This window comes from Chryseobacterium sp. WG23 (genome assembly GCF_024586575.1).
Lineage (GTDB): Bacteria > Bacteroidota > Bacteroidia > Flavobacteriales > Weeksellaceae > Chryseobacterium.
The window spans coordinates 426,665-450,163 of sequence record NZ_JALCZE010000002.1 but is presented as its reverse complement, the minus strand read 5'-3'; the positions used below and the strand labels follow the sequence as shown (position 1 = coordinate 450,163).

Below are 23,499 nucleotides of genomic sequence, written 5' to 3'. Positions count from 1 at the left end.
GTATACTATGGAACGTAAATATCAATATGCTTTAATCACGGGAGCAACAAGCGGAATTGGATATCAGCTGGCTAAGCAGTTTGCGAAAAACGGCTATGACCTGGTGATTGTTGCCCGAAACCATGAAGAGCTAAAGAATAAAGCTGAAGAATTCAAAACCTTTGGGATCAATGTTATTTCGATTTCAAAAAATTTATTTATTCAGGATGAGGTGTACTCGCTGTATTCAGAATTACAGCTCAATGGTATAAGCCCGGAAATCCTTGTCAATGATGCCGGACAGGGAGTCTACGGTAAATTTCAGGATACTGATATTCACCGGGAGATTAACATCGTCAATCTGAATATTATTTCAGTGATCCTTTTAACGAAGCTCTTTTTAAAAGACCGGCTGGCCAAAGGATCTGGAAAAATATTAAATCTTGCCTCCATTGCCAGTAAGGCTCCTGGTCCCTGGCATTCGGTTTACCATGGAACAAAAGCCTTTATTCTGTCTTGGTCCGAAGCTATCCGTGAAGAACTGAAAGACTCGGGAATTAGTGTGACAGCCCTTCTTCCGGGACCTACTGATACTGACTTTTTTAACAAAGCAGACATGAACAGAAGTAAGATTTTGGAGGATAGGGAAAACCTGGCCAATCCTGAAGAGGTGGCAATAGATGGGTATAATGCCCTGATGAATGGCGAGGATAAAATAATTTCAGGATTCAAAAACAAACTTACTGTAGCAATGACTAACCTGGCAACGGACGATATGGCTGCCCACAGGATGGGAGAAATGCAAAAACCAATAACTGAAAGTTACTGATGAGAAGACTGCAATTAAAGAATAAATCAGTTCTGATTACCGGTGCCGATAGTGGTATCGGTAAAGCTGTGGCACTGCTTTTTGCTGAAGAAGGTGCCCATATCGCTATTATCTACCATCATGAAGATCAGGAGGCCGAAAAAACAAAAAACGAAATACTGGCTTTGGGTAAAAAGTGCATTATTTTTCCGGGAGATATTAATGATTATGAATTCTGTGAAGATACCGTTAAAAAGGTCATTGCCAAATTCGGAAGAATAGATATTCTGGTCAATAATGCCGGTGTACAGTTTCCTTCTGATCAAATTGAGAATCTGGAAGAAAAAAATATCAGAAAAACATTTGATTCCAATATTATCGGGATGATCCTGCTGACAAAAGTTGTTTTTCCATACCTGAAGCAGGGTGCAAGCATTATCAATACAACCTCTGCAGTTGCCTATCAGGGACATGAAGAACTTTTAGATTATTCAGCGACCAAAGGAGCAATAGTTTCTTTTACCAGATCTCTGGCCCTTCAGGCAAAACCGAAAGGTATCCGCGTCAATGCAGTGGCTCCGGGACCCGTAGCAACACCACTTACTGAAAAAACTTTTGGAGAGAAGGAAGAGGATATGAGCAAGCCTCCTTTTGAAAGGAATGCCAGCCCGGAAGAAATAGCCGACAGCTTTTTGTTTTTGGCAGGCCGTGGAGCAGCTCAGATAACAGGACAGGTTATTCATCCTAACGGAGGGCTCATAGTCAATGGATAATAAATATAACATTATAAAAAGAAATAGTATGAAAACAATCATTTTATTAGCAATATGTGCAGTGAGTCTTACAGCCTGCCGTTGTGATCTGCCCGAAGATGAAGACAAAAAGAAAAGTGAAACAAGACCGGTAAATGATAGTCTAAAAATCAAATAATATGAACAGGGATGGAGCCAGAAAGAGCATATGGCAGGAGGAAATTAAAAAGTTTTCTCCAGACCCAGCCTTGGAGGAATGGTATGACGTTGCAATTGTCGGGGCCGGTATTACAGGTATGTCTACTGCGGTAAGGTTGCAGAAGGAAGGGCAAAAGTGTATTGTTCTTGAAGCTTCCAATATAGGCTTTGGAACAACTGGCGGAACAACTGCCCACTTAAATGACTTCTTTGATACAACCTATGCCCAGGCGATTAAGGATTTTGGATTACGTAACGCCAAGCTCCTGAAATATGTAGGGATAGAAGCAAAAAATATCATCAGAAACAACATCCTGGAATTTAATATTTCCTGTGATTTTCAAAGTAAGCCGGGTTATTTGTTTGCTTTAGATGACGAGCAGGAAAAAAAACTGGATACTATTCTCAAAGGAGCCTCTCAGGTGGGACATCCTATGGCACAAACTGATGATATTCCTTTCCCTTTTGCTTTTAAAAAAGCCGCTGCTATTCCTGATCAGGCACAATTCCATCCTATAAAATATGTCAGAAGCCTGGCAGAGGCATTTATCCGTCTTGGTGGCGTTCTGGTGGAAGATTGTTTATGTGAGAGTCATGATGAAAATGGAGACTTTGTCGTATTACAGTCTACCAAAGGAAGCATTACTGCACGGTCTGTAATTTATGCTACCCATATTCCACCGGGCATTAATATGCTTCATTTTATGAATGCTCCGTACCGCAGTTATGCTATTGCCTTCAGGCTGAAGGGTGATTTTCATCCTAAAGAGCTGGGCTATGACCTTGCCGAGCCTTATCATTATTACAGAACACAGCAGATAGACGGGGAAAGCCTGCTGATTGCCGGAGGTGAGGACCATAAAACGGGACATGCCGATGATACCGGAGAATGTTTTTCAAGACTGGAGAACTATGTAAGAGAACATTTTGACGTTGATACAGCAGTTTACAGCTGGTCAAGTCAGTACTATGAACCTGTAGATGGACTTCCCTATATTGGAGTATTACCAGGCAGCAAAGGAAAAATATATACAGCGACAGGATTTCGTGGGAATGGGATGATCTTCGGAACTATTACGTCTCAAATTCTTGGGGATTTAATTTTAAAAGGCTCCAATAAATATAAGGATCTTTTTAATCCTGAAAGGATAAGGCCGATAACAGGTTTTGCCAATTTTGTAAAAGAGCAGGCCACTGTAGTTTTAGATTTTGTGAAGGATAAAGTGTTTGCAGAAAAAATGAATTCACTGGCCGAGCTTTCTGAAGGAGAAGCAAAGGTGGCGAAGTACGATGGAGAGTCCTATGCTGTATATAAAGAAAAAGGAGGCGAGTTACATCTTCTCAAAAGCACATGCACGCATGCGAGATGTGAAGTCCGCTGGAACAGTGCAGAAATAAGCTGGGACTGTCCGTGTCATGGATCAAGATTTAATGTAAACGGTAAAATGCTTACAGGTCCTGCAGTTAAAAATCTTCAGAGAATTGAACTGTAAAAGCACTTTGGAGCCAAACCCGTACAATAGAGCGCATGGTAAAACCCATAAGAATATGGAAAAAAAACATATACTACCCTTTCTGCAGGGGCTGTACTTTATAATAACAGGGATCTGGCCGCTTGTTCATATTGAAAGTTTTCTGTACATAACCGGTTATAAAACTGATATATGGCTTGTGAAAACTGTGGGTATATTGATTTTACCATATAGTGTTTTATGTTTTTATACCATAGGAAGTACTAAAAGAAATACTGCAATTGCTACAGTTAATATTATTTGCTGTTTGGGATTGGCATGGGTAGATCTCTATTATTACCTCAAAGGGATCATCAGCTGGGTCTACCTTATTGACTTTGTTTTGGAAATGATATTTTCTGCCTACTGGATTTTTTATTTGCTTTATTTTAAAAGATCCGTATAAGCTTTGATGCAGTTCTAACAATACCAGGAAATATGAAAATCAAAGAAATTCCAGGAATTCCACGGCAAAGAAAAGGTGGTTTTCATAATACAGAAAGTATAAAGAAATTTGATAATCCTGAAATGGCTGTTCAGGAGTTCATCATCCTTAAAAACAGGCTCTATTCCGTCAATGAATGGAAAGATTTTTGTGGGAATGGCTTCGCCGGTTTTAAGCTTTATGATTCATCAGGAAATTATGCAGACCGTATTCCGGTGAAAGGGGATTTTATAAGGATTGATATTCCGGGCCCGGGCACGCTTGAGGCTGGTTTTGACTGGGTCACAATTATTGATATCAGTGATCAGTACACAAAAGAAGATGAATTTGAAAATATATTGATTACCTGCAGACCTTCAAAAGAACCGGGGAATTCCCGTAAGAAATATACCGCTCATTTTTATTCTTCCAGTGCCACCTCAACTTTCATGATTTCAAGAGGAAATACCTATATCAAAGCTGCGGTTTACGGAAGGAATGAAACAGCTAATCTGGATGCTAATTTTTTAGATACCATAAGAAACCTGGTGATTGCTTTGGGAGGAATGATAGGAATTTCCAGGATTCAGTGGAAGAGACTTACCGATGCTCTATTAGATTTTTAAAAGTAAAGTGTTCTTATGAAAAATAATTTTTTTGACCGATTCGCAGATAAGGCTGTCTGCTTCACCGGAAGTGCTGCAGCCTTTATTATCGCAGCCCTGCTGGTTATCATTTGGGCAGCTACCGGGCCTTTATTTGATTTTTCTGAATCATGGCAGATCGTAATTAATACCGGGACCACTATTATCACTTTTCTAATGGTTTTTTTAATTCAGAAAGCACAAAATAAAGATTCCAAAGCTATTCAGATTAAATTAAACGAACTGATTGAAGCCCATGAAAAAGCAAATAACCGGCTGGTAGATATAGAAGATCTGACAGAAGATGAACTGGACAAGATTCATAAGCTCTATGAGAAAAATGGCCGTTTCAGGAAAAAACAGGAGCAAAAAGAACCCCATCCCAGCGATCAGGCCTGTAATTACCGGTACAAATAAAACATAATCATAACTGAAAACTGAATGACAATATGAATGGAGTTATTATTCAATTTTTCCATTGGTATCATAAAGGTAATCTCTGGAATGAATTTACAGAAAAATGCGGCTATCTGAAAAGCCTGGGATTTACCGCAGTGTGGTTCCCACCCGCCACAAAGTGTGTATTGGGAAAAGAGGGTAGAGGGTATGATGTTTATGACTCTTATGATCTGGGAGAATTTAACCAGAAAGGAGGCATTCCGACAAGATACGGTACCAGGGAAGAATATCTAAATGCCATTAACAAAGCCCATGAGCTTGGAATATCCGTTTATGCTGATATTGTAATGAATCACCGGATGGGTGGAGATGAAATGGAAGCTGTTACGGTACATCAGGTAAAGGAAGAGAACCGAAATGAAAATATCGGGGAACCTTTCGCTGCAAAAGCTTTTACAAAATTTACTTTTCCGGAAAGGAATGGGAAATATTCACAATTCATTTGGGATTATACCTGTTTTAATGGCATAGATAGTATTCAGAAAGACAACACGGAGCTGAAAGGGATTTTCAGGATCCATAATGAATATGGCCAAGATTGGAACCAGACTGTAAGCAGTGAATTTGGAAATTATGATTACCTGATGGGAGCTAATGTAGAATACCGCAATCCATATGTTGTCCATGAAATGAAAAACTGGATCAAATGGTACCTGGAGACCACCCATGCAGATGGGCTGCGTTTGGATGCCGTAAAGCATATTTCTGTTGATTTCCTACAGGAATGGATTGCCTATGTAAAAACAGAACTGAAGCCGGATTGTTATATATTAGGAGAATTCTGGAAAGACGAAGCCGAAAAAATATCTCATTTTTCTGATCAGATAAAAGGCATGATTTCCTGTTTTGATGTACCTCTGCACTACAGTTTCTTTATGGCATCAGAGAAAGGTCAGGATTATGATCTCAGCCAGATTTTAAAGGGCAGTTTTCTTGAAAAAAAACCTGTTTTCTCCGTTTCCTTTGTGGAAAACCACGATACACAGCAATTACAGTCTTTGGAATCAACGGTACAGGATTGGTTTAAACCATTGGCCTATGCTGTTATTTTACTCATGGAAGAAGCCTACCCCTGTGTATTCTATCCTGATCTTTTCGGTGCTCAGTATACAGATATAAAAGAGGGTAAAGAGGTGGAAATTATCATGCCAAAGGTTGAAATTCTCCCCAAGCTTCTTGAAGCACGGCAGAAGTTTGCCTATGGAGAGCAGATCAGTTATTTTGACCATCCCAACTGTATTGCCTGGGTGAGAAAAGGAGATGCTGAACATGAGGGCTGTGTGGTGATCATATCCAACAGTGAAGCGGGCTATAAAGATATTGACCTGGGAAAGGAAAAAGCTAATTCCGTATATAAAGATTTTACGGAGCAAAGGAATGATGAAATAAAAACAGACGAAAATGGAAGAGCCAGATTTACAGTCAGTGCCGGGTCTGTAAGTGTGTGGATTAAGATGGGATAATAGCGCTGCAAACTGACTCCTGTGTTATATAGTAAAAGCCACTCTCTAAAGGTGGCTTTTACTATTCAAACGTAAATATTAATTAAGGCTGGCCGCTTCCTCCTGCAGCTCCATAAATCTGCCCGGTTGCGAAACTTGCATCATTGGCAGCAAGCTGAACGAATATAGAGGCGAGCTCAGCCGGCTGTCCCGGACGCCCCAGTGGAGTATGACCACCAAATTTTTCAATCTTTTCCTGAGTCTGGCCACCACTAATCTGCAAAGCGGTCCAAATAGGTCCCGGGGCAACACCATTGACCCGGATTCCTTTTGGCCCCAGCTGCTTAGCCAAAGATTTCACATAATTTGTGGTTGCAGCTTTTGTCTGTGCATAATCATACAGGTCGGCAGATGGATCGTAAGCCTGTACCGAAGATAAGCCAATAATAGAAGAGCCTGGTTTTAAGTGAGGTAAAGCCGCTTTAATAATCCAAAAGGGTGCATAAAGATTGGTTTTCATTGTTCTTTCAAATTCTTCAGTGCTGATGTCAAGAATAGATTCATGGGTTTTCTGATGTCCTGCATTATTAACCAGAATATCCAGTCCCCCTAATTGCTGTACAGCCTGTGCCACCAGCTTATTGCAAAATGACTCTTCCCGTAGATCCCCGGGAATGGCTACCGCTTTTCGTCCCGCTTTTTTAATCAGTTCAATGACCTGTATGGCATCCGGCTCTTCTTCCGGAAGATAATTAATGGCTACATCTGCTCCCTCTCTTGCATAGGCAATAGCGGCAGCACGTCCGATTCCTGAGTCTCCTCCTGTAATTAATGCCTTTCTGCCGGTCAGCCTTCCGGAGCCTACATAGCTTTCTTCACCGTGGTCCGGTACAGGGATCATTTTTCCTGCCAAACCAGGAAAGGGCTGAAACTGTCTTTTGAAGGGAGGTTTAGGATATTTTGTTGTTGGATCTGTAAGGTCCGGACCGGTATTACTTTTGATGTTTTTTTGTGTCTGTGCAAAAGTACCCGGGGCGACAGCTGCTACAGCAATCGTTGCGGCTATTTTTCCTATAGCATTTCTTCGTGTGATTTCCTTTTCCATATATTTAAGATTTGGTGAGTGATATGTTAAACTAATTTTCTTTCTTTTTATATTCTTCAATTTTTTTAAACTGATGGTAGGATTCCTTCAGGTTCTGCAACTGTTCTGAAACAATCTTTTTACTTTTTTCACAAAGATCTCCGCTGTCAAGAGCTGCCTGATAAGCTTCTATCGCGGCCCTTTCTCCAAATACCACATTCTCAAGGGTAGATTCTTCGATAGTACCTACCGTAAATGAATTTTTAATATCTATCCATGTTCTGTGGACTGCTCCTGCAAAGGAGGTTGAATCTTTAGGATCTCCATTTTTTTCAATGATCAGATTCATCAGCTCATTTTTCATAATTTTTGACTGGGAGATCATCCGGTCATATTCATCTTTGATATCAGGATACATTTCCCAGATTTTTCCCTCCACTTTTTCAAATCCTTCTATTCTGTCGTTCGTGATTTGCAACAAATCATTAAGTACGGATACTGTTTGTTCTGTTTTCATAATATATTTTTTGTAATGGTTATCGGGTTGTAAAATTCTATGGATCCATATGAAAGGTTAGATTCTTATATTTTTGAGAATAGCCTGTGGAAAGGGCAGCTGATTTGAAGCCTTATAAAAATTCTCATTCTATGGTATCCATAATCTGTTATAAAATTAGTAAAGTGCTGTTAGCTGTATTATTATTTCAGTCATAATATGACTTATTTTTTCATATAGGAAAAGCATAGATTTTTACTGAATATCTAACTATGACAATGGAAATTGCAACTGGAAATAAATTAGTTTCCTGGTTGTTAACAATAAAAATAGGCATCAATTTTGTTAAATTGATGCCTATTGTCGTTTGCGGTAAGAGGGATATTGTTTGGCCATACAGCCTGATCAGAATAACGTTATTCTATCCATAGGTGCCCCATAGAATAAGTTCTGGCTTTACCTGCCACAATTACTCTTTCATTTTTGTTTTCACAATAAAGCTGGCCGCCCCTTTCTGATAGCTGGCGGGCGAAAAGCTTATCTTTTCCTGATCTTAATGACCAGAACGGAATAAGTGAGCAGTGTGCAGAGCCGGTAACAGGATCTTCAAGAATTGAGGACTGCGGCGTAAAATATCTTGAAACAAAATCACTGTCTGTACCTGCTGCTGTCACAACAACACCTCCTGGATCCAGATTGATAAGGTCAAAAAGGGATCTTTCAATGTTGATATTTTTTATGTCTTCCTCAGACTCATATACCAGAACATAGTCTCTTGATTTGAAGACTTCCTTAGGCTGTATATTGAGAGACCTTTTTATATTTTCCGGAAGAGTAGATGTTTCGGGCATTCTTGACGGGAAATCCATATAATAAAATCCATCTTTTATATCGACGGTCAGCTCACCACTTTTGGTTTGAAAAACAATTCTGTTGCTCTTATAATGTAAGATGGAAGCTAAGCAATGGGCCGTGGCAAGAGTAGCGTGCCCGCATAAGTCCATCTCTATTTCAGGGGTAAACCATCTCAGATGAATGCTATTGCCATTATCAATAAAGAAAGCCGTTTCTGCCACTGCATTTTCACGGGCTATTTTTAAGAGTATTTCATCGGGTAACCAATTTTGTAATGGGACAACACATGCAGGATTTCCATGGAAAATCTCTTCTGTGAAGGCATCTATTTGGTATAATTCTAACTTCATAATTGATGTAATTTCTGCTGGTAACAAAGATAATTTATTTCCCGGAGAGATGTTGGCTTATTGCAGTACTGTGCTTTTTCTTTAATGTTACAATAAATTAAATATTAACTCTGTAACTTGTAATTTTTTTAGTTATAAATTAGCATTGGCATTTACTTTTTAATCATTAAAACTTTATATGAAGAAATTTATTTTCATTATCACCTGTGTATTTTGTAGTCTAATACATGGTCAGTTAATTACTAATCCGAATATTGATAATAAAATAATTCTTGCGAAAGAACTGTCTTCAGAAGAGCCGGGTAAATCTCTGCAGCTTTCGGAAGAAATTTATCGTGTTTCTACAAATGCAGGATATAAAAAAGGAATACTGGAAAGCAGTAACCTTATGATGGCTAAATACTATGATTTGGGAAATTTTAAAAAAGTTGTAGAGCTAAGCAAAGCCACAGAGGGGCTGGCAATTGAGATGAAGGATAATGAGATATTATCAAATATATACAGACTTAGAGCTTCTTCCTATACAGAACTTGGCTTTAATGCTGAGAGTCTTAAAGAATTTCAGAAAGCTTTAAATACTATTCACAAAATAGAGTCTGATAACTATAAATATTATCAGGAATCCCTTATATACATCGGCTTAGCCAGTTATTCAGCTCATATTAATGCACCTGTAGATTCTGTAGCTTATTATCAGAGAAAAAGCCTTGAAACTATTAATAAAGTAAATGATAGCAAGGATTTTAGTAATAAAAAGAATCATTCTCTTATTTTGGCGTATATCAATTTAGGAAAGACAAGTATTGTAATGCATAAAGCAAAAGATGCTGAATCCTTTTTTTCAAAGGCATTGGAACTATGTCAAAATAAAACATACAGATCAAACAAAAATCTTGAAATTGCCACCTTAAATGAGTTTGCATGGCTTTATTATGACCAGAAAAGATACAATGAGTCTAAACTTTACGCTGAAAAGGCAGAGAAATTAGAAAAACAAGTCAGTAGCCCTTACATACGCAGGGATATTTATGAAGTCTACTTTAAATCCTGTGTAGAGCTGGGTGAAAAGGAAATTTCAAAGAAATATATGAATCTCTATACAAAGCTGAATGACAGTTTGGTAAATGCAGAAAAGAAAACTATAAACACTCCGGTGAAACACATTATAGATGAGCAAAGTGAAATTTATAACAGCAACATTCAGAAGATATTAATAGCAATATTTATCCTTATTCTTACACTCTCGGCTGCCGGATGGTTTTTCTGGAAGAGAAAACAGAAAGCACTGCATAAGAAATATGAATTAATCATCACAAATCTAAAGACGGCAAATGCCACTGCTTCTAATGCAAATATTGCTATAGAACGAAGCATTAATATTACCGATGAGACTGTCAAAACTCTGTTGTTAAAATTAGAAAAATTTGAAAAGTCTCAAAAATTTCTTAAAAAAGATCTTAGCCTTACCTCTCTGGCCAATGATCTGAATACCAATACCAGATATCTTTCAGAAATAATAAAGCAATATAAAGAGAAAAGCTATAATAATTATATTAATGAACTGAGGATAAACTATATCATTAATAAACTTTGCATAGATCCTATTTACAGAGAATATAAAATAAGTTATTTAGCGGAAGCTTGTGGATTTTCCTCCAGAGAGGTGTTTGCTGTTACCTTTAAAAAAGAGGCTGGCGTTACCCCTTCCTATTTTATTAATAATCTGAGAAAAGATAATGAGATAAACATTCATGATTTAACACCTCAATAATATTTTTTAATTCGATCATGCATATAAAAAATGCTCCTCCTTTGCAGGTACAATACCAAAAAGGAAGAGCTTGAAAATAACAATTTTTTTAGTCCTTATCCTCTGTCATAAGGCGTCCGTTTAAATTGATGAAACTGCTATGAGAAATGATCTCATTGAGTTTGGAATCATAAAATTCCATGTCGAGAATATTATCTTTAAACGTCCTTCTCCCACTGAATACATTGATGTTAACATAGATATCTTTGCTGGCAAGAGCATCATATAATTTTTTAGGGAAGCTTAGATTGGTAATCTCCAATTCATTGGATTGGGTAACATCTATCTTTTCCATATCAAAAACCATAAGCTTTAACCCATTAGGACCCAGTTCTTTTTTTATATCTTCCGGCAGGGAGTTTTCATCGCGGACATCACCATAAAAAAATAAAGAAGCTATTATGGATTCTTTATTTTTTTGCAATAACTCTACGGCTTTATCAGAAAGGTTGACTTCTATTTTGAAATTGGGAATGATCACACGATCTCCTTCTATTGTAAGACTACCTTCTTTTGAAGACAAAGCCGTTTTATCCGGCTGTTGATTATCTTTTTTCTCTGTAGCTTTTGTTTTGGCTATTTCTTTTGTTGTTTTTTCTGTACAGCCTGCTGCAATAACAACTGTAAATAAACTTATAAGTATGAGTTTTAATTTCATTTTTTAATTTCAATTATAGATTAACCATAAAGATAGCCGGAATTATGGAATATATTTGATGAAATCAGCATGCAAAACATCCTCCGTTACATTAGTTGAGGATGTTGTTGTATTTTTCATCCATTGTCTATGCTCAGTATTCGATGAAGATGTTGAACCAATGATTCTTTGTTCCATATTATAAAGAATGACGGCATCAGCTCCTTTTTCTTTAGCTTTCTGAACAATTTTATCCTGAATATCCTGATAACTTGAACCCAGTATTCCCGAAATACCATCCACTTTTCCTATCACCTCATAGTTTTTCTTTACATCATTCGTATCTAAAAATACATCAATATTTTCAGTAGGGTTATAATTTTTCCCAATGTAATTTACAGTTGGAGCACAGCTAACCACTACTATTAAACCAGCTATCAGTAATGTATTTTTACATTGCTTTAAAAATGTAAACTTCCTGTATTTTTCCATTTTATTTATATATTTATTTATTAATTACCTGTACAAAGTAGCTTTGTAAGGAAGACTATTAGAAGATGTTGTTTGCTTGAAAGCAGTATTAGAGCCACTCGGATATAAAATTCCATCCGCTACAGTTTGCCCTTTCTGATCTCTGAACCTTATATAAGCAGTATCGACTTTTACATAGCCATTTACAGATAAAAGACCTGTATCCAGCTGATCATCGTTAGTCTTATAATTTGCTGTACCTTCTATCTTGCTTCCGGATTGTGATATATCAAATGATATAATTCCTTTTGCCGTGGTATCTCCTTCGTTGGAATAGGATCCTGTATAGCTTCTTACTGATACATTAGGTGTATTAGAATGGCTTTCTTTTCCATACAGAAAGGCTACTGAAGGAAGCATTGAGGAATTTGTAGTCTGTTTAAAATACAGTGTTGCTGCATCTTTTAGACTCACACTGCCATCAGCTACCACATTTCCCCTCTGATCCCTGAAGCGTATATAAGCTACATTGTCTTTAGCGTACCCATTTACTGAAAGCATTCCACTGTTGGAATCATCAGTAACACTCTGGTAATTTGATACTCCTTCTATTTTAGTACCTGTTTGTGATAGTTCCAGTGTCATGATTCCTGATGCCGTAACATCGCCCTCGCTGGAAAATTTTCCTGAAAATATTTTTCCTGTTTGTGCGGTTATATTGGATGCACAAATACTTGATAATATTGTTGCTGTTATTATAAAAACTCTGCTTATCATAATTATTTTTCGTAGGTTAAATACAGTTACTGAGATTACTGTTCTTCTGCATCTTTCATTTCTGTCTGTCCAGGTTCCGGAACATTATCATTATTGTTCTCGTCATTAGATTTCATTTCTGTTTGTCCTGGTTCCGGAATATTGTCATTGTTGTTTTCGTTATTAGATTTCATTTCTATCTGTCCTGGCTCAGGGATGCTGTTATTTTCTGATCTTGTTTCAGTTTGTCTGAACTTTGGATCCTGTCTCTGGTAAACAGTTTGCCCAGGCTCAAGAGGTGCATCATAGGTCGTAACGGAACCACATGAATGTAAAAGAATGAGTACCATTGCGAGGAACAATGTTTTTAATGAATTTTCCATAAATCTATATTTAAATTATATCACCAAATGTAGTATTGTTTACCTTAGATTACATGGCTTTTAAAAGGCAGTATGTGATGTTTTCATAATTTATTACATCAAAAAAGAGTGTAAATAAGTTAGTTTTTTGTTGATTATTTGTTGATGTTTTTATTGGTGATTTCAATGTTTTACAAATTATCGTATCTGATAATATGATCATTATAATTTTTTAATACATCGTCAATTTAAAATGTCTTCCAGGGTTTTTTTCAATATACCTGTTATTAAATTTCTAGCTTCTGTTAACAACAATGGTATAGCTGAAGTTTTTTGTTTTTTTTTGAATTTTAACTACTTAAACCTGCATGAATTTGTAATTCCATTTCACTTATATTTTAAAAAACTGCTGAAATAGGTCTTGCTTGAAATTAATCATTATAGAATTTGTCAACGATAAAATACAACTCAAACAGAATAAAAAATAGTACCATGCCTCCATACCAAACTGACTGGCGGTTTTTTAAAAATGCAAATAGGGCACATAATGAAATATGGCTGGCCATTCTTATTGCGTATAAGGGCATCAGCTTTTCCAGATAAACAGGCCCTTTGATTAAAGTATCAAAAATATCAATAAAATAAATCACAATGAGCAATAGAAAAAGCCATTTCTTTCTGGAAAAAAAGTAATTCCTATAATTGTCATCATAATCTTTAACATCAGACGGATATAAAAGCTGACATAATGTAAAGTAGAGGATAATGTACATGATGATAAATATATATTCAGTAAACGTCCATATTCTCACCTCTCTAAGACCATATTCCCACCACCAAAAGTGAATCATCAGTAGAAATATGTACAATATCCACAGCAGATGGACCCAATAAGGCTTTGTTCTTCCGGGATGTTGGATAAATTTCACAGTACCATTGAGTAAGCTGCCGATACCTAAGCTTAAAATAATACTTATTACTGTTTTAATGTGATTAAAAAAATCCATGGTATAACTGTACTATTCATGAATATTACTCCCTGTCATTTTCATTTTTTTTGAGTTGGCTTATAAAATAGGAGGGAGTAACACCCATTTCTTTTTTGAATATTACAGAAAAAACTTCCCTGGAGGAAAAGCCACAAGCTTCAGCAAGATAACTGATCTTATATTCCCTAAAAACGGGTGTGTTATAGAGCTTATCGGTAATATAATGTATCCGGAGTCCGTTAAGGTAATTGTTGAAATTCTTACCTTTATGCTGTTTAATGATTTCTGAAAGATATCTTGGGTTTGTATGTAATGAATTTGATAAATTGGTGAGGGTTAAATCCTTCTTTAAAAATTTTTCTGACTTTTCAAACTTTGAAAGTTTATTGAGCAAAGATGCAGTAGTATCTTCAGAGATACTGATATTATGATCCGGAGTCTTATCTTTATCTTTTACCGGCATAGATGTGAACCCGGTGGTTTTCGTCTCATTTTTTAAGTGATTAACGATCATTTTATCTCCCTTACCAAGCTTTTTTTGATTGTGTTTCCATAAAACCCAGCTGTTTAATAAGAAAATAATCACAACTGATGGTGCAATAACTATTTTTACGATATTATGGGAATACGCTTCTGCTTGTTCACCTATTATATAATTAACAGGAGTATTTACAGCTTTTTCTTCTATATTTTTAATGCTGTCATTCAATTCTTTGTAAAGATGTGTTCTTTTTTTTGAAGTTTCCTTTTTCTCTGAATTTAAACTTTCCATATTAAAATACGTATCCAAAAGCAGCTCACTTCTTTCTGATATTCTTTTTTTATAATCTATGTTCCTTGAAATTTGATTACCATTTTTAGTGAGTTCCATAATTTTGAGTTCATTTGCAGATAAGTCTTTTGTATTTTCTATTTCAGTATCAATTTTTGATTTGTTATTCCACTGTGCATCAGTAACATTAAACAACAGGTATAGACAGAATAGAACTTTTTTTGTCATTGAAGTGTGTTTCTGAGCAAAGTAAGGACTAATGTATGATTTAATACATAGTAAATGTGTTAGCTTTTCGGAATTAATCACTTAAATAATTTTTATACTTCTTTGTTTTTCAGTTATTTATTTATGTTTTTTTTATTTATATGGATTTTCTTAAAGAGGGAAGATATAGTTTTGAAAAAATTTAAAAATGTATTCAGAATTTGTTTCCAATTACCTTTTTTATACCTGTCAAAGCTCCAATCATGCAGTGACTCAATGGAAATATTTGCATAAAAAAGCATTGACAGTTTAGTTCCTGTTTTAATTCTGGGGATATTATTTATTGTTAGTTTAATCTTATTCTGGCCAGATAAAACTGAGCTAAAATTATCAATGTAAAATTGAGTAAAAAAGGCATTATTCCAAGGTGTTGTTTATTTTTATCATTATAAACAGCTTATTATAAGATTGTTTTATGAGAAATTCAGATAGAATTATTTTTATTTATTTACGATATCACATGGATTTCTTTAGAAAATATGAAGAGAAATTCAGATATCCTATCATCAATTTGTTGTAAGCTTTTTTTGGGTTTTATAATATTGCTTTATGTTCATAATGTCAATCTCACCAAAAGCTTATGACCAGGTAACAAATTGATAAGATGTTTTAAAGATGTCTTGGTGCTCAATCAAAATGTAAATTTTCTGTTATAGCTGAAGGAATATTCAGTTATTATAGATATGAATAAAAATAAAACTTAACTTAAAAATAAGATTATGACACACAATGATTTAAAAGGAAAGGTAGTGCTTATAGCAGGAGGTGGAAAAAACCTTGGGGGGTTATTAAGCAGAGATTTTGCCAAAAAAGGAGCTAAGCTCGCTATCCACTATAACAGTGAAAGTTCAAAAGCAGAAAGCGAAAAAACTTTAGCTGAAGTGAAGGCCTTAGGAGCTGAAGCGTTTCTATTTCAGGGAGATCTTACTAAAATAGAAAATATCACAAAGTTTTTTGATGAAGCTATAAAAACTTACGGGGGTATTGATATTGCAATTAATACGGTTGGTATGGTATTGAAAAAACCATTTATTGAAACTACCGAAACTGAATATGACGCTATGTTCGGAGTCAATTCAAAATCAGCTTATTTCTTTTTGCAAGAAGCAGGTAAAAAAGTGAACGATCATGGTAAAATCTGTACCATTGTGACCTCTTTGTTAGCTGCATATACGGGACTGTATTCAACGTATGCGGGTGCCAAAGCACCGGTGGAGCATTTCACAAGGGCAGCTTCTAAAGAATTTGGTGACAGAGGAATTTCTGTAACTGCAGTAGCGCCAGGTCCTATGGATACTCCTTTCTTCTACGGACAGGAAAGTACTGATGCTGTAGCTTACCATAAATCAGCAGCGGCATTAGGCGGATTGACCGATATTAAAGACATTGCACCTTTGGTAGAATTTTTAGTCACTGACGGATGGTGGATCACCGGGCAGACTATTTTTGCCAACGGAGGATATACTACAAGATAATTTTGATTAATTAATCAGTATTACTTATATGGATAATTGTGATTTTAAATAAAATCCGTTATCCATTTTTTTATTTTAAAACCCGAATGATGAAATATGGTGAACGCGGATTAGCAGAACATCATTAATAATATAACACCATTACAATAATCCTTGAAAGAATGCTGTGTTTGTAACAAGTTGATTATTAGTATACATTTTTTGTAAAATACTAGTTTATATCTTTAAAAAGCACACGAGAATTTCGTAATTCATAACACCTACCATTATTTTTCTAATCATCATCTTCCTATTATTGCAAAGAATTTTAGCCGTTTAGTAATGCCCTCATTACCGGCTTTCACAATTCAAAAATAAAACATAATGAAAAAAGGATTATTACTAATGGCCGTTTCGGCCTGTTCCTCACTTTGGTCACAAGTAGGTATTAAAACTGCTGTATCTACAGAAGTACTTGACGTTAACGGTATTGAAAGGATAAGAGAGCTTCCCAAGCATAATACCAGCAATGCTATTTTTACAAAGCCCGACGGGACAAGATCAGAAACTAAAAATCAGAATTTTACTGCAACAAAAACTTTAGTTGCGGACGTAAACGGTGTTTTGGGATATCTTGAAGGACTTCCTAAAATAAATGATGGTGGGGTTCTGCCTATAGGAGAAGCCATTACAAGGATATATTCTGTACCTGTAACTACAGCACAGGCAAGTACTTTTAATTTAAAAACCTATATAACAGCAAACAGCCTTCCCGCCTTACCTTCTATTGACGGTTTGGAAATGAACCTGCAAGGGGTCAATTCAACATATTATGATCCACGGATCTATAACATATCAGACAGTCCCAAACTTGTAAGCTATCAATCATTTGCAACCCAGGTAAATGAGAACGAAACTTCACTTAATAATAATCTGCTGGCAGGAAGCTATCTGCAGATTGATGCCAATAATATAGTGTTTTGGGCTACTAATGCAGCCGAAGTGGAAACCACCAATCTCCAGGTACAGATAGATAGTAATACCTACAGATGGTATGAATTCAAATGGTGGTGTATGGAAGTAAGTGGTGAAAAGAAAATATTTATCTCAGTGACCCGTAAAGCCTAATCTCCCTAATACAATTGATTTTTAAAATATAAACAAATGAAAAAAGGATTATTTTTAATAGCAGGTTTTACCTCTGCAATGTTTCTGTCCCAGGTAGGTATTAGTACTCCCAATCCTACGGAAACTCTTGATGTTAACGGTATTGAACGGGTAAGGGAACTGCCTAAACATAACAGTCCAAATGCCATTTTTACAAAACCGGACGGGACAAAATCGGACACCAAAAACCAAACATTTATAGCAACAAAAATGGTAGTGGCAGATGCTAATGGCGTACTGGGATATGCAGACTGGAATCCCAATATTATACCTCAACCTCCCAAAAAAAGAGTAACAATAGGGTATTGGGCTGGTTTGTGGGATGGAAACCTCTATGCATTGGGAGGAACTGGCTTTCCTGCATTTAATTCCCAACTGAAGAGTCTGGTAAACTACGGCCCCGCAGGTATATATAATAAGGTTGGAGGTATTGATTTTCAACAATTTCAAACAGAAGAGTTGGATATTCTTACCGGTACTCAGCTGAAAATGGTTGTAGATGTTTTCTGCATAGGAGTGAAATATAATGAAGATTTAAGTCCGGCCAATGTTGCTAAAATTAAAGACTTTGTGAATCTGGGTGGTGTGGCGATTGTTCTGCTTGAAAACATACGAAATACACCGGCTCTGCAGGGATTTGGAGGAACGGGAACCGTAGGAGCAGCATCTTCTTATTATTCCTATCCAATATCCGGTACAGCAGGTACTACTGGTGTTTTTGGAAGCGTCTCCAATGCTGTTCTTATCACTGGGGCACAAACCGGTGCCTTAGTATCCAACACACAACTGCCTTCCGGAGCACAGCTGTTGGCAAGACATGAGTCTTCCACCTCAGATAAAGCGGGAATTTGGATAACAGGTACCGGTGGGAGAGCTATATTTCTCTGGGACGAGGGTGTTTTCAGAAATTCAAGTGTTTCAGGAGTGATAATAGATACTGATCAGGAGAAATATCTTCACAATCTTATAGCATATGCATTGGATAAGCTGAATCTATAATTTCAGTCCATTCCCTGTTCAATTCCTGATGGCTGGTACATAGGGATATCGCTTTACATTCAAAATCCCAGTCTATTGCTATAATTCCGGCTATTTTGCTCCAGACTGTATTACCCGACAGAAAAAATGAATACACACTTTAAAGATATACACATCGGTAAACTCATCCATCAGAGAATAGAGGAAGTATCTGTAAAAACACTTCGTATCTGTAATTTTTTTAATTGTACAGAAGAAGAGGTAAAAAAAATGTTTGAGCAAAAAGATCTTTCTACGGATACTCTGCTTAAATGGTGCAAACTTTTAGAGTATGACTTTTTTAGAGTTTATTCTCAACATTTAATATTGTATTCACCACCCTCAGGAATTGATAAAAAAGAAAAATCAATGCTTCCCAGCTTCCGAAAAAGCATTTATACAAGGGAAATAATAGATTTTATTATGGAATTGGTGCATACCGGAGAAAAAAGTAAAAGCCAGATCATAGAAGAATACCGTATTCCTAAATCTACTCTTTATAAATGGATAGAAAAATATAAAGGATAAAATGTACTCTTCCAAAAGTACTGTCAGCCCATAACTGGAAAATATGGATCATAAACACGATAATTGATGAAAAAAAAATTTCCTGATTATAATAAAATATATACAGATATTCTTGTGAAAAAATTTCCTCATAAATATGAAGAATGTCAAAGTCTACTGCAAAAAGAAATCTTGTCTGCACTGGATATTATAACCCTGAATAAGAAAATATTTGGTAGAGATATCTCCAGTGTGAGACGCAGCCAGAAACACCGGTCATACAGCAAATCAGATATTTTAGAAATGCTGGATTACCAAAAAAAACACAAATTCAATAATAGTCAACTGGCCCGTCATTTCTATCTGAGCCGTAATTCTGTAATGAGATGGAAAAAGATGTTTTGTATATAGTAGAGCAGATAAAGCTTTAATTTTACTGAAATTTCTCAGTCAAGATATATGAATATATTCAGATTCAAGTTTTAATTATTTTAGGAAGAACCGTCTTATTAAGACGGTTTTTTGATGTTTTGGAATAACGCCTGTTTAAACTGATTGAAAAAATAAAAAATACACGTAAGCAAAAGATCTTTGATTTTTTTTAAAATTGACATCCGACTTGCCGGTTTCAATTATAAGGAGACTTTAAGTTGATTTTTCCTTTTTCCGGCTAAAGTCACTTTACTTTGATCACAACCTTTCCTTTCGCGCGTCCACTTTCAACATATTTCAAAGCGTCAGGGGTCTGTTCAAAAGTATAGATCTTGTCAATCACAGGTTTGATGACATCAGCTTCAATTAGTTTGGTTATTTTGTCAAGCTGGCTCCCATTTGCTTTCATAAAGAGAAAAAAGAAACCGACATTCTGTTTTTTTGCTTTTTTTCTGATCCCTAAACTGAGTAATGACAATACAATCTTCAAATACCAGGGCAATCCGATTTCGTTTGCAAACCCTGGCGTTGGCGGACCCGAGATAGAAATGACCTGACCGCCTGGTTTCAATATGTTGATTGATTTTTCTAATGTTTTATTATCCTGGCTATTGAGAACAACATCGTAATCTTTAAGCATCGTTTCAAAATCCTGCGTTTTGTAATCAATCACAACATCTGCTCCTAAGCTTTTCAATAGTTCGAAACTTTTTGTACTAGCGGTAGTGGCAACAGTAGCTCCTAAATGTTTTGCCAATTGAATCGCTATGGTTCCCACACCACCTGATCCTGCCTGGATGAATATTTTCTGTCCTTTCTTTAAATTTGCGTTTTCAACTAATGCCTGCCACGCAGTAAGTGCTACTAATGGAATAGAGGCAGATTCCTCCATCGTTAGGTTTTTTGGTTTAAGCGCCACATCACTTTCGTTGATGGCAATATATTCTGTGAAAGTTCCGATACGGAAATCCCGAACCCTTGAGTAGACCTCATCACCAACTTTAAATTTACCTACATTCTTTCCAACCTGTGTAACTATTCCTGCAACATCATGACCCAATATCAATGGGAATTTGTATGGCAGCAACAGTTTAAACTCTCCCTTTTTAATTTTAGAATCCAGAAGATTTAAACTCGCTGAATGAACCTCTACCAAAACATCATTGTCACCGGCTCTTGGCATCGGAACATCTGCAAACTGAAGACCGTCTTTCGTGTATTTGTTTATAATGTATGCTTTCATTTTCAATTTTTTAAAAGTTGATGATTCTGTTTTGGATTAATGATATTAAATGCAATTCCCGGAAAAAATCTATTGATAAAATTAAAGATTTTTGAATCACCCACGCGAATTGTATAGTGATCTTTTGACAAGCCATTGATCAGTCCCTTGACCATCTCTTGGGAGCTTATTTTTTTATCATTCCTATCTGCAGTCATTTCGGTGGCTACAAGGGGAGGGATCAGTTCAAAAATTTTCACCTTGCTGCCGATAATCCTCAAATGTTCACGAAGTGATACCGTATAAAAGGCCAAGGCTGTTTTAGAGGAAGAGTAAGTTGCCTCAATCAACGAAGGCGTCATACTTAAGATGGATGTAGTATTAATGATTGCAGCCTCATTTCTGGATGTAAGCATATCCAGAAATATATTATTAAGCCTAATGACACCAAGATAATTCACTTCCATTTCGTAAGCCGCACCTTCAAGATGTTTAGCATTGGGGATACCCAGGTTCAAGGGTGGAACCAGAACCCCCGCATTATTGTATAAGATGTCAATTCCTCCTAATACTTTCACAGTATTTAAAAGAGCCTGGGCATCAGCTTCTTTTCCGGCATCACTTTGTATGGTAATGATGGATGGGAGTTCCTTTTTGGCAGCATCGAGCTTTGCCTGATTTCTCCCGGTAATGATCACTTTAGCACCAATAGCTAAAAATTTTTTGGCTGCTTCAAATCCGATACCTGATGCGCCTCCGGTAATCAGGATGGTTTTTCCTTTTAAGTTCATTCCTAAATTTTTTATGTTATTAAATTTGTTCTAAAATATACTTTTTGGTCTATTTTAAAGTAAAAAAAATTATAAAGCATATTGCTCTAATTCTGCTTTTAGATTTTTGATCAGTGATTGCATAGGCTTCATCGTATCCATCGTTCGGCACATCACAATACCGCCTTCTACAGAAGCTACCAATTTAAATGCAAAAACAACAGGATCGAGCCTGGAAGAATACTCACCGTTGTCAATTCCTTCTCTTAAAATAGAACTAAGTTCCTCTTGTCCAAGCCTGATTAATGTTGCTATCTTTTGTTTAATAGCCGGAAAATTGTCATCTGCTTCTACCGCTGTATTGAAGATAGGACACCCACCCGAAATATAAGTATTTATAGGATCTTTGTAAAAATCCAGGAATGCGGAAATTTTCGCTTTAGCCGTTTTCGCATTTGAAACTGCCAAATGTATTTTATCGGAAACTTTTTTCAGCATTAATTCAACCACCTGTGCAGTAAGGTCATCTTTATTTTCGAAATGACCATAGAGACAGCCTTTGGTTAGTTTTGTTTCTTCTAATACATCATCAATATTCACCCCCGAGATACCCTTTTTGTTGTAAAGAGGTACAGCTGTTTCCAGGATAAATTGTTTTGTTTTTTCAGCTTTGGTCAACATTGATATTGAATTACGAAGCAAATATACTAAAAAGTATATTAAGTTATTAATATTCGTGAATATACTTTCCGTATTTTAACTTCTGAAGTTAAATTTTTAAAAGTATAACTGAAGCAGGCAATATTATTATAAAGGATCTCTGTCAATCATTTAGAATCATATCCCAGCATAAACTGTTTACTGCAACACAGGATAAATAATGTTAATTGTACTTTCGTAAGGTACAGGTGAAATTGACAAAATTTAAAAGAGGCTGACCTTTTTAGACAGCCTCATTGATTTCAATATATCTAATGAAACGTTTTATGATTCGTTTGTTATTGATAAATCCTTCGCCATTTGGTCATTGTATTTCTGCTCAATCCAAAATGTTTGGCTACCTGAAGGTTATTTATCCTATGATTTTTTTGGTAATCGAGGATACGTAGAATGTCTGATTCATTGTACGAACGGAGTTTTTGATTCATTTTTTTTAAATCTTGGTCTTTGGTGCCAAATATTCTGTTATTCAGTTCCAGGATATCTAAGGCGGAAAGCATTTTTTTTTCTAATAATTTTTCGCATTCTGCTTTCTTATGAGGAAATTTTTGTTCAATAATGTCTGAATAGATCAGTTTATAATTAGGTTGATTCTGCTTTTTCATTTCTGGTTTCTGATTTGATGCTGTTATTTATTGTGTTATTATGTTTCGCTATCCACTTGCATAAAGTGGTATAAGGGATCCCGTATTCGTCCGTAATCTGGCGCTTGGTTTTTTCTTGCTTCTCTATGAGTTCCAAAATAAAGTCTATCATTTCCTGGGTATAGATATTCTTCCTGAAACGGGGAAGTTTTGAAACATTGGATTCCCGGATTGAAGCAGAAGGTGGGGCATAGAGGATCAGATGTTGGGAATATAGCCTGAAGAAGTCATATTCAAGCAGTTTGCTCCATCTCAATAAAATATTAGTGGATAGATCTTCCTGCATGTACATTTCGTTGATTTCAATTTCTGTACATTTCATAAAGTTGCAGATACGAGGTATGTCAATATTGTTTTCTTTAACCCGTAGATGTATGAAGTTTCCAATATGAATATTTCTAAAATTTGAATTCATAAGCAGTATTTCTTTTAAAAAGAGAGAAGGACATTTCAATGGTTGGATGATATTGATCCATAAATGCCTTACATTCAAAATATTG

General features: G+C 36.0%; 28 protein-coding genes. 14 read left to right on the top strand and 14 right to left on the bottom strand.

All coding sequences use genetic code 11. The annotated features are described in order from the left end of the window. Positions 1 to 7 precede the first annotated feature (7 nt). Genes MP477_RS04755 through MP477_RS04720 form a run of 8 tightly spaced genes read left to right on the top strand, consistent with a single transcriptional unit; the run spans position 8 to position 6,238 of the window. Complete coding sequence (locus MP477_RS04755; RefSeq protein ID WP_257189373.1) at positions 8 to 808, top strand: SDR family oxidoreductase; 801 nt, start codon at positions 8 to 10, stop codon at positions 806 to 808. After that, positions 808 to 1,560 (top strand): SDR family oxidoreductase, encoded by a 753-nt coding sequence (locus tag MP477_RS04750; RefSeq protein ID WP_257189372.1) that lies wholly within the window; start codon positions 808 to 810, stop codon positions 1,558 to 1,560. Before MP477_RS04755 ends, MP477_RS04750 begins: the two co-directional genes overlap by 1 nt. 28 nt (positions 1,561 to 1,588) lie before the next feature. Then, positions 1,589 to 1,717 (top strand): hypothetical protein, encoded by a 129-nt coding sequence (locus MP477_RS04745; protein WP_257189371.1) that lies wholly within the window; start codon positions 1,589 to 1,591, stop codon positions 1,715 to 1,717. Position 1,718: 1 nt separating this feature from the next. Beyond that, positions 1,719 to 3,230, top strand: coding sequence for an FAD-dependent oxidoreductase (locus MP477_RS04740; protein WP_257189370.1), 1,512 nt, complete (start codon positions 1,719 to 1,721; stop codon positions 3,228 to 3,230). Positions 3,231 to 3,285: 55 nt separating this feature from the next. Continuing rightward, the gene (locus tag MP477_RS04735; protein WP_257189369.1) at positions 3,286 to 3,654 is read left to right on the top strand and encodes a hypothetical protein; all 369 of its coding nucleotides are present in this window, start codon (positions 3,286 to 3,288) and stop codon (positions 3,652 to 3,654) included. Positions 3,655 to 3,686: 32 nt separating this feature from the next. Next, on the top strand, positions 3,687 to 4,298 hold the full coding sequence (locus MP477_RS04730) for a hypothetical protein (protein WP_257189368.1): 612 nt from the start codon (positions 3,687 to 3,689) through the stop codon (positions 4,296 to 4,298). A 15-nt stretch (positions 4,299 to 4,313) separates the two neighbouring features. Beyond that, a complete protein-coding gene (locus tag MP477_RS04725; RefSeq protein WP_257189367.1) occupies positions 4,314 to 4,733 on the top strand; it encodes a low affinity iron permease family protein in 420 nt (139 codons plus the stop codon). Between the two features lie 32 nt (positions 4,734 to 4,765). After that, the gene (locus tag MP477_RS04720; protein ID WP_257189366.1) at positions 4,766 to 6,238 is read left to right on the top strand and encodes an alpha-amylase; all 1,473 of its coding nucleotides are present in this window, start codon (positions 4,766 to 4,768) and stop codon (positions 6,236 to 6,238) included. A gap of 82 nt (positions 6,239 to 6,320) precedes the next feature. On the opposite strand, the gene MP477_RS04715 is transcribed toward MP477_RS04720, so the two are convergent. The 3 genes from MP477_RS04715 to MP477_RS04705 form a co-directional block, all read right to left on the bottom strand. Then, entirely contained in the window at positions 6,321 to 7,322 is a 1,002-nt protein-coding gene (locus MP477_RS04715) for an SDR family oxidoreductase (RefSeq protein WP_257189365.1), read from the bottom strand. Positions 7,323 to 7,353: 31 nt separating this feature from the next. After that, positions 7,354 to 7,818: a PA2169 family four-helix-bundle protein gene (locus MP477_RS04710; RefSeq protein WP_257189364.1), complete on the bottom strand. Its 465-nt coding sequence runs from the start codon at positions 7,816 to 7,818 to the stop codon at positions 7,354 to 7,356. 395 nt (positions 7,819 to 8,213) lie between these two features. Continuing rightward, positions 8,214 to 9,002 (bottom strand): PhzF family phenazine biosynthesis protein, encoded by a 789-nt coding sequence (locus MP477_RS04705; RefSeq protein ID WP_257189363.1) that lies wholly within the window; start codon positions 9,000 to 9,002, stop codon positions 8,214 to 8,216. A 178-nt stretch (positions 9,003 to 9,180) separates the two neighbouring features. On the opposite strand from MP477_RS04705, the gene MP477_RS04700 reads away from it, so the two are divergent. Then, complete coding sequence (locus MP477_RS04700; RefSeq protein WP_257189362.1) at positions 9,181 to 10,773, top strand: tetratricopeptide repeat protein; 1,593 nt, start codon at positions 9,181 to 9,183, stop codon at positions 10,771 to 10,773. An 88-nt stretch (positions 10,774 to 10,861) separates the two neighbouring features. Here MP477_RS04700 and MP477_RS04695 read toward each other — a convergent pair whose 3' ends face one another. From MP477_RS04695 to MP477_RS04670, 6 genes are all read right to left on the bottom strand, one after another. Continuing rightward, a complete protein-coding gene (locus MP477_RS04695; protein ID WP_257189361.1) occupies positions 10,862 to 11,470 on the bottom strand; it encodes a hypothetical protein in 609 nt (202 codons plus the stop codon). A gap of 42 nt (positions 11,471 to 11,512) precedes the next feature. Beyond that, positions 11,513 to 11,941: a hypothetical protein gene (locus tag MP477_RS04690; RefSeq protein WP_257189360.1), complete on the bottom strand. Its 429-nt coding sequence runs from the start codon at positions 11,939 to 11,941 to the stop codon at positions 11,513 to 11,515. A 24-nt stretch (positions 11,942 to 11,965) separates the two neighbouring features. Further along, positions 11,966 to 12,697, bottom strand: coding sequence for a hypothetical protein (locus MP477_RS04685; protein WP_257189359.1), 732 nt, complete (start codon positions 12,695 to 12,697; stop codon positions 11,966 to 11,968). A 35-nt stretch (positions 12,698 to 12,732) separates the two neighbouring features. After that, positions 12,733 to 13,059 carry a hypothetical protein gene (locus MP477_RS04680; RefSeq protein ID WP_257189358.1) on the bottom strand — a complete coding sequence of 109 codons (327 nt, stop codon included), beginning with the start codon at positions 13,057 to 13,059 and terminating at the stop codon, positions 12,733 to 12,735. Between the two features lie 410 nt (positions 13,060 to 13,469). After that, complete coding sequence (locus tag MP477_RS04675; protein WP_257189357.1) at positions 13,470 to 14,045, bottom strand: hypothetical protein; 576 nt, start codon at positions 14,043 to 14,045, stop codon at positions 13,470 to 13,472. Positions 14,046 to 14,070: 25 nt separating this feature from the next. After that, a complete protein-coding gene (locus MP477_RS04670) occupies positions 14,071 to 15,027 on the bottom strand; it encodes an AraC family transcriptional regulator (RefSeq protein ID WP_257189356.1) in 957 nt (318 codons plus the stop codon). 758 nt (positions 15,028 to 15,785) lie between these two features. Between MP477_RS04670 and MP477_RS04665 the strand changes: the two genes are divergently transcribed. The 5 genes from MP477_RS04665 to MP477_RS04645 all read left to right on the top strand — a co-directional run bounded on the left by MP477_RS04665 (position 15,786) and on the right by MP477_RS04645 (position 19,622). After that, positions 15,786 to 16,541, top strand: a complete 756-nt coding sequence (locus MP477_RS04665; RefSeq protein WP_257189355.1) for an SDR family oxidoreductase — start codon at positions 15,786 to 15,788, stop codon at positions 16,539 to 16,541. A 363-nt stretch (positions 16,542 to 16,904) separates the two neighbouring features. Then, positions 16,905 to 17,648, top strand: a complete 744-nt coding sequence (locus MP477_RS04660) for a hypothetical protein (protein WP_230035917.1) — start codon at positions 16,905 to 16,907, stop codon at positions 17,646 to 17,648. A gap of 36 nt (positions 17,649 to 17,684) precedes the next feature. Beyond that, on the top strand, positions 17,685 to 18,686 hold the full coding sequence (locus tag MP477_RS04655; protein WP_257189354.1) for a hypothetical protein: 1,002 nt from the start codon (positions 17,685 to 17,687) through the stop codon (positions 18,684 to 18,686). 126 nt (positions 18,687 to 18,812) lie between these two features. Then, on the top strand, positions 18,813 to 19,232 hold the full coding sequence (locus MP477_RS04650) for a transposase (protein WP_257189353.1): 420 nt from the start codon (positions 18,813 to 18,815) through the stop codon (positions 19,230 to 19,232). A 66-nt stretch (positions 19,233 to 19,298) separates the two neighbouring features. Further along, positions 19,299 to 19,622: a helix-turn-helix domain-containing protein gene (locus MP477_RS04645; protein ID WP_257189352.1), complete on the top strand. Its 324-nt coding sequence runs from the start codon at positions 19,299 to 19,301 to the stop codon at positions 19,620 to 19,622. A 265-nt stretch (positions 19,623 to 19,887) separates the two neighbouring features. Here MP477_RS04645 and MP477_RS04640 read toward each other — a convergent pair whose 3' ends face one another. The 5 genes from MP477_RS04640 to MP477_RS04620 all read right to left on the bottom strand — a co-directional run bounded on the left by MP477_RS04640 (position 19,888) and on the right by MP477_RS04620 (position 23,321). After that, positions 19,888 to 20,886 carry an NADP-dependent oxidoreductase gene (locus MP477_RS04640; RefSeq protein WP_257189351.1) on the bottom strand — a complete coding sequence of 333 codons (999 nt, stop codon included), beginning with the start codon at positions 20,884 to 20,886 and terminating at the stop codon, positions 19,888 to 19,890. 2 nt (positions 20,887 to 20,888) lie between these two features. Continuing rightward, positions 20,889 to 21,656 (bottom strand): SDR family oxidoreductase, encoded by a 768-nt coding sequence (locus MP477_RS04635; RefSeq protein ID WP_257189350.1) that lies wholly within the window; start codon positions 21,654 to 21,656, stop codon positions 20,889 to 20,891. Between the two features lie 69 nt (positions 21,657 to 21,725). After that, a complete protein-coding gene (locus MP477_RS04630; RefSeq protein WP_257189349.1) occupies positions 21,726 to 22,316 on the bottom strand; it encodes a TetR/AcrR family transcriptional regulator in 591 nt (196 codons plus the stop codon). Between the two features lie 317 nt (positions 22,317 to 22,633). Continuing rightward, a complete protein-coding gene (locus MP477_RS04625; protein WP_257189348.1) occupies positions 22,634 to 22,960 on the bottom strand; it encodes a helix-turn-helix domain-containing protein in 327 nt (108 codons plus the stop codon). Further along, on the bottom strand, positions 22,938 to 23,321 hold the full coding sequence (locus MP477_RS04620; protein ID WP_306552711.1) for a hypothetical protein: 384 nt from the start codon (positions 23,319 to 23,321) through the stop codon (positions 22,938 to 22,940). Before MP477_RS04620 ends, MP477_RS04625 begins: the two co-directional genes overlap by 23 nt. Positions 23,322 to 23,499: the final 178 nt, after the last annotated feature.